The sequence below is a fragment of the Rhizobium sp. SRI_017 genome, from assembly GCF_057586295.1.
Window position 1 is genome coordinate 33280 of record NZ_JBYCZP010000020.1, and the last position, 14518, is coordinate 47797.

Here is a 14518-nt window from a genome sequence, read left to right on the forward strand (position 1 = left end):
AGCGAAGGCCGAGCGCGTGGCCGTACCTCTCCCCTTGCGGGAGAGGATAGCAAGCCCGCATGAGCCGGAGGCGAATGCTTGGGCGCGCTTGGTGAGGGGTCAATTCCATCCTCTAAACCTATTGCTTCTATCCACAGCTACCATCCTTGACACCTCCCCATCCCATGATATTGCTAAGATGTCAGACCAATTTTAGCCGCCAAACGAGGAGGGATGCGATGTCTGCCGATACATCATCGACCGCGCAACTCCTGCGCCTGCCGCCCATCGACCGCTCGCAACAGGTCATCGAGGCGCTGTCCAGTTACATCAAATCCGCAGACCTCAAAGCCGGCGACCGGCTCCCTGCCGAGCGGGAATTGATGGCGGCGCTGGCCGTCGGCCGCTCTACGATCCGCGAGGTGATCAGCCATTTCCAGGCGCTCGGCGTCATGGAAACCCGCAAGGGCAGCGGCACCTATCTGCTCAAGCCCATCTCCATGGCAACGATCCACATGCCGCTGTCGCTCGACGCGACCCATCTGCGTGACGTGCTGCTGCAGACGCTGGAGGTTCGCCGCGGCATCGAGGTCGAGGCCGGCATGGTCGCGGCACGGCGACGGACCGCCGAGGACCTCATCATCATCGAGGAGAAGCTCGATGCGATGGAGCGGGTTCACCTCGCGGTTGGCACATCCGGTCCGGAAGACCTCGCCTTCCATCTCGCCATCTATGACGCCACGCACAATCCGCTGTTCAAGCAACTTCTTGAGCAGATGCGCGGCGCCTTCGAGCGCTTCTGGACCCATCCATTCAACCGGGAAGACTTCGCCCGCCGATCCTTCCCGTTTCACCGCACGCTGTTCAATGCCATCGCGGCTCAGGACACCGAAGCCGCCCGCCGCGAGACGCTCAAGATTCTCGACATCGTCGAGGAGGATATCAAGGAAATGTCGAAATGAATGACGAGTTCGCACAGCACGATCTCGCGTCCCTCATCGTCGCCCATGACGAAAGCAATGCCTTCGATGCGGTGGTGCCGCCGATCGTACAGACCTCGCTTTTCACTTTCTCGAGCTACGACGAGATGATCGCGGCCTATCGCGGCGAGATCGTCCGGCCGATCTATACCCGCGGCCTCAACCCGACCGTCCGTGCCTTCGAGGAAATGCTGGCAAAGCTGGAAGGCGCCGAAGACGCTCTCGGCTTCGCAAGCGGCATGTCGGCGATTTCGTCGACAGTCATGACCTTCGTCGAGCCGGGGGACAGGATTGTCGCTGTCCGCAATGTTTACCCCGATGCCTACCGCTTGTTCGGCACCTTCCTCAAGCGCATGAACATCGAAGTGACCTATGTCGATGGCCGCGACGAGGAGGCCGTCGCCAAGGCGTTGCCCGGCGCCAAGCTGTTCTATATGGAGAGCCCGACCAGCTGGGTGATGGAAACCCACGATGTCGGCGCGCTCGCGACGCTTGCAAGGGCGCAAGGCATCGTCAGCGTCATCGACAACAGCTGGGCCACGCCCATCTTCCAGCAGCCGCTCAAGCTCGGCGTCGATCTCGTATTGCATTCGGCCTCGAAATATCTCGGCGGCCACAGCGATGTCGTCGCGGGCGTGGTCGCCGGCTCCAAGGCAATGATCGACCGGCTGCGCGGCGAGACCTATCCCTATCTCGGCGGCAAGCTCTCGCCCTTCGACGCCTGGCTGCTGGTGCGGGGTCTGAGGACGCTGCCCATCCGCATGAAGGCGCATGAGGCTTCGGCGATGGAGATCGCCAAGCGCCTCTCCAAGCTCGATGTGGTCGAACAAGTCTGCCATCCGGGCCTCGCCAATCGCCTGCCGCCGGGCCTCAACGGCACGTCCGGCCTGTTCTCCTTTATCTTCCGCGACGGCGTCGACATCCGGGGCTTCGCCGACAATCTCAACCTCTTCAAGCTGGGCGTCAGCTGGGGCGGGCACGAAAGCCTGATCGTCCCGGGCGAGGTCGTGCTGCAGCAGAAGGCAGAACCCAATTCCGCGCGCGCATTTGGCATGCATCCGCGGTCCGTACGGCTCCATGTCGGCCTCGAGGGAACCGAGGCTTTGTGGGGCGACATCGAAGCGGCATTGGCGGCCGCGCGATGAATCATCAACTGATACTAAACTGGGAGAAACGAAAATGAAGAAGCTGATAGTTGCGGCCATGATGACGGCTCTGATGGCCGGCACGGCGCTGGCCGATACCACGCTGAAGTTGGTCGAAGTCATCACCAGCCCCGAGCGCACCGAGACGCTGAAATCCATCGTCGGCAAGTTCGAGGCGGCCAATCCCGGCACCAAGGTCGAGATCATCTCGCTGCCCTGGAACGAAGCCTTCCAGAAATTCGCCACCATGGTCTCGGCCGGCGATACGCCCGACGTGATGGAAATGCCCGACACCTGGCTGTCGCTCTATGCCAACAACGGCATGCTCGAGAGCCTTGAGCCCTATCTCGAAAAGTGGGAGCATACCGGCGACCTGACTCCGCGCGCGCTGGACCTCGGTCGCGACATCAACAAGACCGCTTACATGCTGCCCTACGGCTTCTATCTGCGCGCCATGTTCTACAACAAGAAGCTCCTCGCCGAGGCCGGCGTGAAGGAGCCGCCGAAGACGCTCGAGGAATTCACTGCCGCTTCCGCGGCAATCTCCAAGCTCCCGGGCAAGTACGGCTACTGCATGCGCGGCGGTCCGGGCGGCCTCAACGGCTGGATGATCTTCGCCGCCTCAATGGCCGGCGACAACACCTATTTCAAGGAAGACGGCACCTCGACCATGAACAGCGAAGGCTGGGTCAAGGGCTTTGAGTGGATGGTCGATCTCTACAAGAAGGGCTATGCGCCGAAGGACAGCATCAACTGGGGCTTCAATGAGATCGTCGCCGGCTTCTATTCCGGTACCTGCGCCTTCCTCGACCAGGACCCGGACGCGCTGATCGCCATCGCCGAGCGCATGAACAAGGACGATTTCGGCGTCATGCCGCTGCCCAAGGGCCCGGATGGCAAGTCCTACCCGACCATCGGCTATGCCGGTTGGTCGATGTTCTCCACCAGCCAGAACAAGGACTTGTCCTGGAAACTGATCGCGACGCTCGAAGGGCCGGAAGGCAATATCGAATGGAACAAGCGCGTCGGCGCGCTGCCGGCTTTGAAGTCGGCCGAGAACGATCCCTTCTATGCGGGTGACCAGTTCAAGGGCTGGTTCGAGGAACTGGCCGATCCGAACACGGTTCCGACAGTGATGCCGACCTATCTCGAGGAATTCGCCTACTTCAAGGATTCTATCGCGATCAAGACCTCGCAGCAGGCGCTCCTCGGCGAAATCTCGCCGAAGGAACTCGCCGATCAATGGGCTGACTATCTGACCAAGGCGCAGCAGAAGCACCTGGCCAAGAAGTAGTCCGCAACGGCGCGCTTGGTTGTTACCCCTCACCAAGCGCGCCCATGCATTCGCCTTCGGCTCATGCGGGCTTGCTATCCTCTCCCACAAGGGGAGAGGTAAACGCGTGGCGCTGTCAATGCCGCAAGCAAGACCGAGCTTGTGGCACTTTACCTCTCCCCTTGCGGGAGAGGACACGCAGGCCGCGAGAGGCGTAGCCGATCGCTTGGCCGAAGTTGGTGAGGGGTTAAAGCCCGACGCACCACCCAACAGGGAACGACCGAGAACCGATGATCAGTTCTGCCCAGACGCTCGACGGGCGTCATGACACCAAGCCCTGGCTGCAACGCCTGGCCGATGCCTCGACGCCGTGGCTCTACAGCGCGCCGTCGCTGATCCTGATTGCCGCCGTCATGCTCGTGCCCTTGGCGATTGGCATCTCCTATGCGTTCCGCGATGTCGTTTTGCTCAAGCCGTTCTCGGGCGGCTTCGTCGGTCTCGATCATTTCCGCACGCTGGCAAAAGACCAAGCCTTCTATGGCGCGCTCAAAAATACGCTGCTGTGGACCGGCGCCTCGGTCGTCCTGCAATTCGTCTTCGGGCTGATCCTGGCGCTGCTGCTCGACAAGCCGTTCCGGGGCAGGGGCGTCGTCCAGGCGCTGGTCTTCCTGCCCTGGGCGGTGCCGAGCTTCCTTGCCGGCCTCAACTGGGCCTGGCTGTTCAACCCGGTCATCGGCCCGCTGCCGCACTGGTTCCACGCTCTCGGCCTGATGAGCGAGCCCGGCAATCTTCTGTCGCATCCGCACTATGCGATGTGGGGTCCGATCATCGCCAATGTCTGGTGGGGCATTCCCTTCTTCGCGATCACGCTGCTCGCCGCCCTGCAGGCGATCCCGCGCGACCTCTACGAGGCCGCCTCGATCGACGGCGCAGGCTGGTTCCAGCGCTTCCGCTCGATCACGCTGCCGTTCCTCGCGCCGACCATCGCCATCACCATCCTGCTGCGAACGGTGTGGATCTCCAATTTCGCCGACCTGATCGTCGTCATGACCGGCGGCGGCCCGGCCGACCGGACGCAGATCGTCGCGAGCTATATCTTCACCCAGGCCTTCAAGGCGCTCGATTTCGGCTATGCCTCGGCGATCGCTCTGGTGCTGCTGGTGCTGCTGCTCGCCTATTCGATGCTGATCATCCTGCTCCGCCAGACGTTGATGAAGGATTGAGCGCATGCGAACCAAACTCATCGGTACCGTCGCGCATCGCCTGGCTCTCCTGGCCTATGTCGTATTCGCGCTCTTTCCGCTCTACTGGCTGCTCAAGGTGTCGGTGACGCCGAACAAGCTGCTCTATTCCGAGGGCGTGCGCATGTGGCCGTCCCAGACGACCTGGGAGCACTATGCCTTTGTGTTGCGCCACAGCGCCTTCCCGACCTTCTTCATGAACAGCCTGATCGTTGCCGGCTCGACGGCAATCGTGGTCACCATCTGCGCCTCGCTGTCAGGCTATGCCCTGTCGCGCTTCTCCTTCCGGGCGAAATACGCGATCGTGGCGCTGATGCTGCTGACTCAGATGTTTCCGCTGGTCATGCTGGTCGCGCCGATCTTCAAGATGCTTTCGCCGCTCGGCCTGACCAACTCGCTCACCGGCCTCGTCATCGTCTATTCCGCCTTCAACGTGCCCTTCGCGACTTTCCTCATGCAGTCCTTCTTCGACGGCATCCCGAAAGATCTCGAGGAGGCCGCGATGATCGACGGCGCCACCCAGTTCGTCGCCTTCCGCCAGATCATCCTGCCGCTGACGCTGCCGGGCATCGCCGCGACGCTCGGCTTCGTCTTCACCGCGGCCTGGTCGGAACTGCTCTTCGCGCTGATGCTGATCAACAACAATGCCGCGGCGACCTTCCCGGTGGGGCTGCTCACCTTCGTCTCTAAATTCTCGGTCGATTTCGGGCAGATGATGGCGGCCGGCGTGCTCGCGCTCATCCCGGCCGGCCTCTTCTTCCTGCTCATCCAGCGTTATCTCGTCCAAGGCCTCACGGCCGGCGCTGTGAAAGGTTAGTCACATGGGTTCCATCTCGATCCACGGCGTCCGCAAATCCTTCGGTCCCGTCCCCGTGCTCCACAATGTCGATCTGGAGATAGAGGACGGCGAGTTCATCGTTCTCGTCGGGCCATCCGGTTGCGGCAAGTCCACGCTGCTCAGGATGATCGCCGGGCTCGAAGAGGTGAGCGCGGGTGATATCTCCATCGCCGGCCGCCGGGTCAACGACCTGCCGCCGAAGGACCGCGACATCGCCATGGTGTTCCAGTCCTATGCGCTCTATCCGCACATGAACGTCGCGGGCAACATGAGCTACAGCCTGAGGCTCCGTAAGGCGACGAAGGAGACCATCGCCAAGGCCATCGCGGGCGCCGCCGCCAAGCTCGGCCTCGAGCCGCTGCTCGAACGCCGGCCCAAGGCGCTCTCCGGCGGCCAGCGTCAGCGCGTCGCCATGGGCCGCGCCATCGTCCGCCAGCCCAAGGCATTCCTCTTCGACGAGCCGCTCTCCAACCTTGACGCGCGTCTGCGCGAACAGATGCGCGCCGAAATCAAGAAGCTGCATGGCGACCTCAAGGCGACATCGATCTACGTCACCCACGACCAGATCGAGGCGATGACGCTTGCGGACCGGATCGTCGCCATGCATGGCGGGGTCATCCAGCAAGTGGGCTCTCCTCTTGACCTCTACGATCGCCCCGCCAATCTGTTCGTTGCCGGCTTCATGGGCTCGCCTGCCATGAACCTGATCGAAGGCAGCTATGATAGCGGACACATTCGCTTCGCCAATGGCATCGCGGTGCCGATCGGCAATCGCGCCGACATTGCAAGTGGCAGCGCCATCACCCTTGGCATTCGGCCCGAACATGTCGCGATAACAGGGGAGGGTGGCATGGCGGCCTCAGTCGACCTGATCGAGCCGACCGGCTTCGGCATCATCGTCCATACGATGCTGAACGATCTGCCGGTGAAGATCTTCACCCAGGACCGCGCGGTGATGGATGCAGGCCGAGACATCCGCATCGAATTCCCCGTGGAACGGTTGCATCTTTTCGGCGTAGACGGCCAGAGGGTGTCGTGAGTTTGCTGAATCGCAATTTCTTGGGATGGTAAGCCGTCGGTTTCGCGCTAATATACAGATACTGATTTGCTCTCTCCTCCCTTGGGCGATCATGGTGACGCTAGGCATTCTCCTCCCAGCCTCGCGTCAAAATTCATAAACCCTGTCGCATCTTCCCGCGACAGGGTTTTTTCTTTGGGTCTACCGGTATCTGCGGTCGACCACGCAATCCTCTTGCACTGCACACTTGTCCGCCCTACCTTAGTGAAAACACAATTCCTTGAGGTAATGCGCTGCCTTGTGGCCCGGTCTGTCGGCCCTCGACTCATGTGCGGCGTATCTGCCAGGAGAAGACCATGGACATTTCCACCATCAGGCGGTCCATCGTGGCCGTTCGTGCTTCCGTCCCCGAGGACGCCTTCACCGCCAACGCCCTCGGCACCCTGCGGGAGGGTTCCGGCATTGTGATCTCTCCGAAGGGCCTCGTTGTCACCATCGGCTATCTGATCACCGAGGCGGACGAAGTCTGGCTGACCCGTTATGACGGCAAGGTCATTGCCGGTCATGCGCTGGCCTATGACCAGGAGACCGGCTTCGGCCTCATCCAGGCGCTCGCGCCGCTCGAGCTTCCGGCCCTCGACATCGGTTCTTCGACAGCCGCGGAACTCGGTGAAGAAGTCGCCGTTATCGACGGCGCCGGCGAATACGGCAAGTGCCACATCGTCGCCAAGCAGGAATTCGCCGGCTATTGGGAATATCTGCTCGAAGAGGCGATCTTCACGGCACCGGCGCATCCCTCCTGGGGTGGCGCCGCCTTGGTCGGCAAGGATGGCCGCCTGCTCGGCATCGGCTCGCTGCGCCTGCAGATGAGCAAGGGCAATGAAGTCGCCGACATCAACATGATCGTGCCGATCGACCTGCTGACGCCGATCCTCGACGACCTCGTCACCCGCGGCCAGGTCAACAAGCCGCCGCGGCCCTGGCTCGGCGCCTTCTCCGCCGAAAGCAGCAACGGCGTCGTGGTGATGAACGTCACCCCCGGAAGCCCCGCCGCCGAGGCCGGCCTCAAGCAGGGCGACGTGATCGCCGAGATCCGCGACGGCGACGTCGAGGGCCTGGCCGATTTCTACCGCAAGGTCTGGAAATCCGGCCCGGCCGGGGCAGAGATCCCGATGCGCGTGTTGCGCGACGGCCGCGATGCCTGGCTGCGCGTCAAGACCGCTGATCGCCAGAGCTTTCTCAAGAAGCCGATGATGCAGTGAGGTTGTCGCCTCTGACGCCGGCACGATTCAGCCCGCCGCATCGACGGCGGGCTACTTGTCTGTGCGCCATCCTCCTTCTCACGGGATTTGCGCGGTTACACGCGGAGGAGCGCAACTGGGCCGAAGAGAAATGTGCCCGCTACGACAAGGCCTTCCACGAATTGCTCGACATGGTTGGCCGCGATGGCGTCACCGAACACTTCATCAAGGGCAACGAAGCCTTCATCGCCGCGGGCTGCTCGAATGGCGCCGATGTCTGCCCCGAATCCCCCGAAGACTTCGCTCTCGCCAACAAACTTACAATAGCGGCCATGGGCTTCGGAACGGCGAGCACGTTTCTGCCGTTTGTGTGTCGCGGCCCGTGAGTTGACTTAAGGCGCCGCTGACTATGGGCGCCCCGTGTCCGCGCCCGCATGTGACCACCCCTTGATCGCCGCCCAGATGCCCCGATCGATCTGCTAGCAATCAACCGGCACCAGGCAGCCCATCCGAATATCCGACTCGGCACCCGGCCCGGCATATTGGAAGCCGCATTTCTCCAGCATCCGGCGCGCGGCGGGATTGATGGTCCGGATGCTCGTTCGGATGGTGATCAGCCTTGGTGATCGCGTGAAGGCGTGATCCACCAGCGCCTGCGCCGCTTCCGTCGCGTAACCCCGATTCCAGTGGCACTCGCCGATCCAGAGGCCGAGGCGGTTTTCGCCATCCGTCTCGTCGGCCTGTAGCTTGCAGCAACCGATCAGCGTCCCGCTGTCGCGCTCGGTGATGGCAAAGCCGGTCAGTCCGCTCTCTCGGTCGCGCAGGCGGCGGATGAACCGGCCGGCATCTGATATTGTGTAGGGATGCGGCATGTCGGGCAGCTTGGCAGCGATGCGGACATTGTCGGCAAGCGCGGTGATCGCCACGAGGTCCTCCTCCGCTGGCCGGCGCAGGACGAGGCGCCGTGTTTCGATCGTCTCGGTGGTCTTGCCGATCGGCAGGGTACCGCGTTCGGCGCGGTCTAAAGGAAAGGCGAGAGCATTCATGGCGTGCCTCCATATCGGTGAAGCAAGCCGGCATCGGCTTCCTTCATTGCAGGGCGTGTCACTCCGCGGGCGAAATGCCCGTTGCTTCGGTGCAGGCTTCAGGTCGAGAGCAGGCTGTGGCAGGCAAATTGGGACATGGTCGACACCCTCCCGGCCGCACAGGCAGCCGTCTCTCACGCTCGAAACAGGCTGACAGAATAGGGGCGTGCACTGCCAAATTATGGCAGTGCCCGCCATTTCAGATTCAGATCAGATTCCCTCGAATAGCCGGCAATTCTGAAACGTATCCTTCATTGCGCCGGACCAGGGACCGAACGGCGCATTGGGACAACGGTTCCGCACCGGGACTTCAGACTGCCATGCCACGTGCCTTGCAGCCCTTCACGCCATTTCAGGATATCGAAGCTCGACGCCAATGGGCGGGACCGGTCATCGCCGGCGTCCTCACCCAGGAACTCGCGGAATTCTGCGAGAGCGGCGTCAGTGTCGTCATTGCCGCCAGCACCGCCGACGGCATGCCGATGGCCGGTCGCGGCAAGGCCTGCCGCATCACGCCAGATGGCACGATGCGCATCTTCCTCCCCGAGCCCGGCAATACCGCGCTGCTCGCCGCCTTCTCGGCCGGCTCGCCGATCGCGGTGACCTTCTCGGCGCCGCGCAATCATCGCTCCATCCAGGTCAAGGGATCTCAGGTGCGGCCGGTCGGACTCGAAGCCGGTGATCTTGATTTGGTCGCCCGGCAGGTCAAGGATTTCGAGAACGACCTCGTTTTCGTCAATTATCCGCTGCGTTTTTCCGCGACCTATACCGCCTATCATCCGGAAGAGATCGTCGCGATCGAGTTCTCGCCGAAGGATGCCTTCGTGCAGACGCCGGGGCCGGGGGCAGGCGAGGTTTTGGCGCCATGAGCAAGATCCGAATCGAACCGTTGCGCGACTGTTTCGAAGGCTACGTGCCGTCGATTCTGGCGACCACGGATCCCGACGGCATGCCCAATGTCTCGCTGCTGTCGCAGGTCCACTATGTCGACTCGCGTCGGGTCGCGCTGTCCTACCAGTTCTTCAACAAGACGCGCCGCAACATCCTGTCGACCCGGGCCGCCTCCGTGGTCGTCATCGATCCCGCGACCATGGCGCAGTTCCGCATGGAGCTAGACTATGAGGAGACCCAGACCAGCGGCCCGCTCTTCGAGAGCATGAAGGCCAAACTCGCCGGCATCGCCTCGCATACCGGCATGCATGGCGTGTTCAAGCTGCTCGGCGCGGACATCTTTCGCGTCACCGCGGTCGAGATGCTGCCGGGCCAACGGCTGCAGGTCTGCCCCGGCGAGAGCAATCTGCTGCCGGCGACGCGTCGCGTCTGTGCCGAGCTGTCGCGCTGCCGCGATCTCAACGAACTCTGCGACCGCACGCTGGCGGCGCTGCAGCAGCATCTCGGCATCGAACACTCGATCATCCTGATGCTCGACGAGGCGCGCCGGCGGCTCTACACCGTCGCGTCGCGCGGCTATCCGCTGTCTGGCATCGGCTCGGAAGTCTCGGTCGGCGAGGGCGTCATCGGCGCCGCAGCGCGCGAAAGCGTGCCGATCCGCATCGGTCATATGAGCTCGGATTATTCCTATGGCGCCGCCGTGCGCGACACGGCGCAGAAATCGGGCCTCGACTGGGCCTCGGTGACGGAAATCCCCTTCCCGGGACTGGCTGCGCCTGAGAGCCAGGTGGCGGTGCCGATCGTCCAATGCGGCCGCACGATCGGCGTGCTTTTCTGCGAGAGCCGTGATGCGATGAGCTTCAGCTACAATAGCGAGGACGCATTGGCGATCGTCGCCGATCATTTCGGCTCGACCTTCGCGCTGCTCGAACAGCATGAAGGCCTGACATTGCCGTCCCCGCGCATCATGCCGCAAGTGCCTGCCGCCGCCGATGCTCTCGTCGTGCGCCATTACCCGGCCGATAACAGCGTCTTCTTGGATGGCGACTATCTCATCAAGGGCGTTGCCGGCGCGATCTTCCGCAAGCTCGTCTGCGAGTTTGTCGGCGAAGGTCGCGACGAATTCACCAATCGCGAATTGCGGCTCGATCCGGTGCTGCGGCTGCCGGCGTTTTCGGAGAACCTCGAAGCCCGGCTGGTGCTGCTGAACCGCCGGCTGGCCGAACGTTCGACCGAGGTGAAGATCGAAAAATGCGGCCGTGGCCGGTTCCGCTTGGTGAGCTCGCGGCCGCTGGCGATCGAGGAGATCTCGGGCGAGGCGATGCGGGCGAAGGCCTCGTAGGCCTCGATAGCCGGCAAACAAAGACCCCGCCCCAAACCCCTCCCCACAAGGGGGAGGGGCTTACCGTGCCGCGCCCTTCTCCGAGAACCTCAACGTTGCTGCAAGTCGCGTCCTTGAGTGACGCGAGGCGAAGCCACGAGTTGGCCGCTCCCCCTTATGGGGAGGGGGCGGGGCGGGGTCTTTCTTGCCCCATACCTCCCTCAACCCCCGAGATTTCCAACCCTTAGCAATCTTTGAGTATTCGCTGAGCGAACTCTTAGCGAGCACTTAGCAATCACTTGCCCTATCAGCCCCGTCATCAGGGTGCTGCCGCTGCGACCCGAGGAACGAGGCCAGCGTCGGTGCCATCAGAGCAATCCTATTCAAGGTGTGGACAATGAATTTCGACGATCTCAAGCGCTCTCTCAGCGGTGACGTGGTCACCCGCGACGAGGTGCATTATGCTGCCACCCGCAATGCACTGGTCTGGAACGGCCGCAAGCCGATGCGCTTCCCCGACGCCATCGTCCGGGTCGCCTCGGTGGCCGATGTGCAGGCTGCGGTGCGCTTTGCGGCCGCGGCCGGACTGCGCGTTTCGGCGCGCGGCGCCGGCCACCAGTTCTCCGGCATCGCGGTCCAGGAGGGCATCGTGCTCGACCTCTCGGCGCTCAATCATATCGAGGTCGATACCGACCAGATGATCGCAAGCGTCGGCCCGACCGTCCGCAACGGCGATGCCGCACGGCTCCTGGGCGCGCATGGCCTGGCCTTCCCGCTCGGCCATTGCGCCTCGGTGCCGCTGTCCGGCTATCTGCTGGGCGGCGGCTTCGGATGGAATTCCGGTGAATGGGGCGTGGCCTGCTTCAATGTCGCGAGCGTCGATGTCGTGCTCGCCGACGGCGGGGTCCATCGCGCGAGCGAGACTGAAAACCCGGAAATCTTCTGGGCGGTCCGTGGCGGCGGTCCGGAATTTCTCGGCGTCGTCGTCGCCTATCGCCTGAAGTTGCGTCCTCTCCCGCGCGCGATCACGACCAGCGTCTTCACCTATCCGATAGAAGATGCCGCCCGGGTCGAGCGCTGGATGCATGAGACGATGAAGGTCGTTCCCGCCAATGTCGAATTCACCTTCATGGCCTCGAGCGCCCCGCCGCCACTCGCCGACAAGGTGTCGAAGGTCGCGACCGGTATCGCCACCGTCTTCGCCGATACGCCGGAAGAAGCGACCGCCACACTCGGAAGAGTCGCCGCACTCGCTCCATCAGGTGCGCTCGATATCCAGCAATTCATCCCGACGCCCTTCGACGTGCTCTATGCGATCATCGGCCAGTTCTTCCCGGAAGGTCACCGCTATGCGGTCGATACGTTCTGGTCGGGTCATGACAATGACGGCGTGCTGGCACGGCTGGCGGCCGAGACGGCCAGGGCGCCATCACCTCGGACCTTCTCGCTCGGCGTCGTGCTGCCGCCCTCCGCGCTCGACAAGCCGATGCCCGACGTGGCCTTCTCCATGGCTGGCCCGGTCTTCGCTGCGGCCTATTCGATCTGGGACGATCCGGCGGCCGATGAGGCCAACCATGCCTGGATCCGCCAGGTCGGCAAGGTCATGGCCCCGACGACCATCGGCGCCTATGTCGGCGAGGCCGATCTCGACCGGCCGACGCGGCTTGCAGACAGCTACTCGCAGGCGGCCTGGACGAAGTTACAAATGTTGCAGACGAAATACGACCCCAAGGGCACCTTCCGCAACGCCCAGTCATTGGCGGCTTCGCTGAAGTCTGCCGCTTGAAGGGTACCGGGCGCCGCGCCCCGCGGCGCCCGGCCTCCTGCTACGCTCACAGTCTCGAAGGGACGACGAATGCCCACCATTTCCCGCTTCTATTTCGGCATGGCCATCCTCTATCTGATGTCAGGCATCACGCTCGGCCTTGCCATGGCCATCAGCCAGAATCACAGCCTCGCGCCGGTGCATGCCCATATCAACCTGCTCGGCTGGGTGACGAGTGCTCTTTTCGGCGGCTACTACGCGCTCAATCCGCAGAAGGCCTCCGGATGGCTGCCGCGTATCCAGTGTACGGTCTTTACGCTTGGCCTGCTCGTGATGCTACCAGCGCTCTACTACCTCTATGTCGGCCATCCCGAGATCGAACCGGTTCTGGGTGGGGCCTCCATGGCCGTGGCGCTCGGCGTGGTCCTGTTCGCCGCCGTCGTTTTCACGCGCGGTCGCGCCGTATCCGCGGTCTTCCAGCCTGCCGAGTAAGAAAAGGCCGCGCGCATCCGCCTGCCGCGCGCCAGGGGCGTGACCGCTGCCGTTGCCGCGGTGGTCACGCCGCCTTCTTGTCGGCGATCTCGCCGTCGGCCGGCTTACTCTTGTTGCTGAAATGCGCGTTGCCGAGGCCCGTGCCAATCGTCACCACCCCCCAGCTCCTGATGTCCTGCATGAAAGGGATCTGCGACAGGCCCTGGACCACGGCGTCATTGTGCATGACGATGAAGCTCGGATCCCCTGATATTTCGGGGATCATCTTGCGCAGTTCCTGCGGCAGGTTGAAGTGATCGCTCTCCCAGTTGCCGCCCGGCAGATTCTGGCCGCCACGGTCGATCGCGCCATCGGCTTCGATGATGCCGGGGCAGGCGATGCCGATGACGGGCGCGAGCTTCAGCTTGCTCTTCTCGGCCTTGGCGATCAGCTTCTTCAGCATGCCGGCGAGTTCCTCGACGGCCGCGCTGCGTGACGGGCTCTCATCGGCATGGCGCCAGAGCAGCGATTTCCACACCTTCGCCTCCGATAGATCGACATGCTTGTCGAGTTTAAGTTCGATCACGCCGGCCCGCATGTTGGTGCCGCCGATATCGACGGCCAGGATTGCCTGGTTGCCCTTCAGCATCCAGGCCGGCATCAGGTGGGCCGCACCGATCAGGCCGGCATCATCGGGGTGGTGGACGATGGGCACCAGCTCGACCTTGCGCCCATCGGCCTTGAGCAGGATGCCAGCGCGCGCGATTGCCAATTCGCCGACGGCGCTGTCGCGAAAACCTCCGCCCACGACGATGCGCTCGGTCTTCTTCCAACTCTCGTGCTTGAGATAACGGCCGAGCACCTGTGCCAGCTCGCCGGCATAGTCCTCGATGGCACCCATCACCACCGCCGCGGCCTCCTTGTCGCTGCCTTGGAGGATCCTGTCGATCTGCTTCTTGGACAGATCGGCCGTCGGTGTGTCGCCCAGCGGGTCATCCCCGGCCTTGCGCAGATGCTTGCGCCATTCATCGATCTTTTCCTGGAAGGCCGCCTTGCGCGCGCGGTCGCCGATGAAGCCCTCCTTGTCCTTCAATTCATTGTTATAGGCCTCGACGAGGACGGAGGGCAGATCCTGCGCGCCGTGCTCGAGGGGTGCGCCATCGCCGGACTTTCGCTTCGTCTTGCCTGCTGCCATTTCGCTCTCCTTGAACCGCTTTGGGACGTTCTCGAAAACGCGCGACAGGGAAGGGCGGTTCCTTTGCTGGAACGG

General features: G+C 63.1%; 14 protein-coding genes. 12 read left to right on the forward strand and 2 right to left on the reverse strand.

Annotated features, from left to right (window positions below; genetic code table 11):
* Nucleotides 1-218 precede the first annotated feature (218 nt).
* From AC2YI2_RS29800 to AC2YI2_RS29835, 8 genes are all read left to right on the forward strand, one after another.
* The gene (locus tag AC2YI2_RS29800) at nt 219-941 is read left to right on the forward strand and encodes a FadR/GntR family transcriptional regulator (protein ID WP_487390166.1); all 723 of its coding nucleotides are present in this window, start codon (nt 219-221) and stop codon (nt 939-941) included.
* On the forward strand, nt 938-2104 hold the full coding sequence (locus AC2YI2_RS29805) for a PLP-dependent transferase (RefSeq protein WP_487390167.1): 1167 nt from the start codon (nt 938-940) through the stop codon (nt 2102-2104). The genes AC2YI2_RS29800 and AC2YI2_RS29805 overlap by 4 nt, the downstream gene beginning before the upstream one ends.
* 34 nt (nt 2105-2138) lie before the next feature.
* Nucleotides 2139-3398, forward strand: a complete 1260-nt coding sequence (locus AC2YI2_RS29810) for an ABC transporter substrate-binding protein (RefSeq protein ID WP_487390168.1) — start codon at nt 2139-2141, stop codon at nt 3396-3398.
* Nucleotides 3399-3667: 269 nt separating this feature from the next.
* Nucleotides 3668-4600, forward strand: a complete 933-nt coding sequence (locus AC2YI2_RS29815; protein WP_487390169.1) for a carbohydrate ABC transporter permease — start codon at nt 3668-3670, stop codon at nt 4598-4600.
* Nucleotides 4601-4604: 4 nt separating this feature from the next.
* Nucleotides 4605-5435, forward strand: a complete 831-nt coding sequence (locus AC2YI2_RS29820; protein WP_487390170.1) for a carbohydrate ABC transporter permease — start codon at nt 4605-4607, stop codon at nt 5433-5435.
* 4 nt (nt 5436-5439) lie between these two features.
* The gene (locus AC2YI2_RS29825; protein ID WP_487390171.1) at nt 5440-6495 is read left to right on the forward strand and encodes an ABC transporter ATP-binding protein; all 1056 of its coding nucleotides are present in this window, start codon (nt 5440-5442) and stop codon (nt 6493-6495) included.
* Between the two features lie 335 nt (nt 6496-6830).
* On the forward strand, nt 6831-7736 hold the full coding sequence (locus tag AC2YI2_RS29830) for a S1C family serine protease (protein WP_487390172.1): 906 nt from the start codon (nt 6831-6833) through the stop codon (nt 7734-7736).
* Nucleotides 7733-8101, forward strand: a complete 369-nt coding sequence (locus AC2YI2_RS29835; protein WP_487390173.1) for a hypothetical protein — start codon at nt 7733-7735, stop codon at nt 8099-8101. Before AC2YI2_RS29830 ends, AC2YI2_RS29835 begins: the two co-directional genes overlap by 4 nt.
* Nucleotides 8102-8194: 93 nt before the next feature.
* On the opposite strand, the gene AC2YI2_RS29840 is transcribed toward AC2YI2_RS29835, so the two are convergent.
* On the reverse strand, nt 8195-8761 hold the full coding sequence (locus AC2YI2_RS29840; RefSeq protein WP_487390174.1) for a GNAT family N-acetyltransferase: 567 nt from the start codon (nt 8759-8761) through the stop codon (nt 8195-8197).
* A gap of 359 nt (nt 8762-9120) precedes the next feature.
* On the opposite strand from AC2YI2_RS29840, the gene AC2YI2_RS29845 reads away from it, so the two are divergent.
* The 4 genes from AC2YI2_RS29845 (at nt 9121) to AC2YI2_RS29860 (ending at nt 13269) form a co-directional block, all read left to right on the forward strand.
* Nucleotides 9121-9669 (forward strand): hypothetical protein, encoded by a 549-nt coding sequence (locus AC2YI2_RS29845; protein WP_487390175.1) that lies wholly within the window; start codon nt 9121-9123, stop codon nt 9667-9669.
* Entirely contained in the window at nt 9666-11033 is a 1368-nt protein-coding gene (locus tag AC2YI2_RS29850; protein WP_487390176.1) for a GAF domain-containing protein, read from the forward strand. The genes AC2YI2_RS29845 and AC2YI2_RS29850 overlap by 4 nt, the downstream gene beginning before the upstream one ends.
* A 376-nt stretch (nt 11034-11409) precedes the next feature.
* Nucleotides 11410-12798 carry an FAD-binding oxidoreductase gene (locus AC2YI2_RS29855; RefSeq protein WP_487390177.1) on the forward strand — a complete coding sequence of 463 codons (1389 nt, stop codon included), beginning with the start codon at nt 11410-11412 and terminating at the stop codon, nt 12796-12798.
* Nucleotides 12799-12867: 69 nt separating this feature from the next.
* Nucleotides 12868-13269 carry a hypothetical protein gene (locus tag AC2YI2_RS29860; protein ID WP_487390178.1) on the forward strand — a complete coding sequence of 134 codons (402 nt, stop codon included), beginning with the start codon at nt 12868-12870 and terminating at the stop codon, nt 13267-13269.
* 64 nt (nt 13270-13333) lie between these two features.
* Here the strand turns inward: AC2YI2_RS29860 and AC2YI2_RS29865 are convergent, their stop codons facing one another.
* On the reverse strand, nt 13334-14443 hold the full coding sequence (locus AC2YI2_RS29865) for an ROK family protein (RefSeq protein WP_487390179.1): 1110 nt from the start codon (nt 14441-14443) through the stop codon (nt 13334-13336).
* Nucleotides 14444-14518: the final 75 nt, after the last annotated feature.

What these genes read in the sequence shown, in the direction of transcription:
- AC2YI2_RS29800 (WP_487390166.1), top strand. Translation starts at nt 219, where the DNA reads ATGTCTGCCGATACATCATCGACCGCGCAACTCCTGCGCCTGCCGCCC.
- AC2YI2_RS29805 (WP_487390167.1), top strand. Translation starts at nt 938, where the DNA reads ATGAATGACGAGTTCGCACAGCACGATCTCGCGTCCCTCATCGTCGCC.
- AC2YI2_RS29810 (WP_487390168.1), top strand. Translation starts at nt 2,139, where the DNA reads ATGAAGAAGCTGATAGTTGCGGCCATGATGACGGCTCTGATGGCCGGC.
- AC2YI2_RS29815 (WP_487390169.1), top strand. Translation starts at nt 3,668, where the DNA reads ATGATCAGTTCTGCCCAGACGCTCGACGGGCGTCATGACACCAAGCCC.
- AC2YI2_RS29820 (WP_487390170.1), top strand. Translation starts at nt 4,605, where the DNA reads ATGCGAACCAAACTCATCGGTACCGTCGCGCATCGCCTGGCTCTCCTG.
- AC2YI2_RS29825 (WP_487390171.1), top strand. Translation starts at nt 5,440, where the DNA reads ATGGGTTCCATCTCGATCCACGGCGTCCGCAAATCCTTCGGTCCCGTC.
- AC2YI2_RS29830 (WP_487390172.1), top strand. Translation starts at nt 6,831, where the DNA reads ATGGACATTTCCACCATCAGGCGGTCCATCGTGGCCGTTCGTGCTTCC.
- AC2YI2_RS29840 (WP_487390174.1), bottom strand. Translation starts at nt 8,761, where the DNA reads ATGAATGCTCTCGCCTTTCCTTTAGACCGCGCCGAACGCGGTACCCTG.
- AC2YI2_RS29845 (WP_487390175.1), top strand. Translation starts at nt 9,121, where the DNA reads ATGCCACGTGCCTTGCAGCCCTTCACGCCATTTCAGGATATCGAAGCT.
- AC2YI2_RS29850 (WP_487390176.1), top strand. Translation starts at nt 9,666, where the DNA reads ATGAGCAAGATCCGAATCGAACCGTTGCGCGACTGTTTCGAAGGCTAC.
- AC2YI2_RS29855 (WP_487390177.1), top strand. Translation starts at nt 11,410, where the DNA reads ATGAATTTCGACGATCTCAAGCGCTCTCTCAGCGGTGACGTGGTCACC.
- AC2YI2_RS29860 (WP_487390178.1), top strand. Translation starts at nt 12,868, where the DNA reads ATGCCCACCATTTCCCGCTTCTATTTCGGCATGGCCATCCTCTATCTG.
- AC2YI2_RS29865 (WP_487390179.1), bottom strand. Translation starts at nt 14,443, where the DNA reads ATGGCAGCAGGCAAGACGAAGCGAAAGTCCGGCGATGGCGCACCCCTC.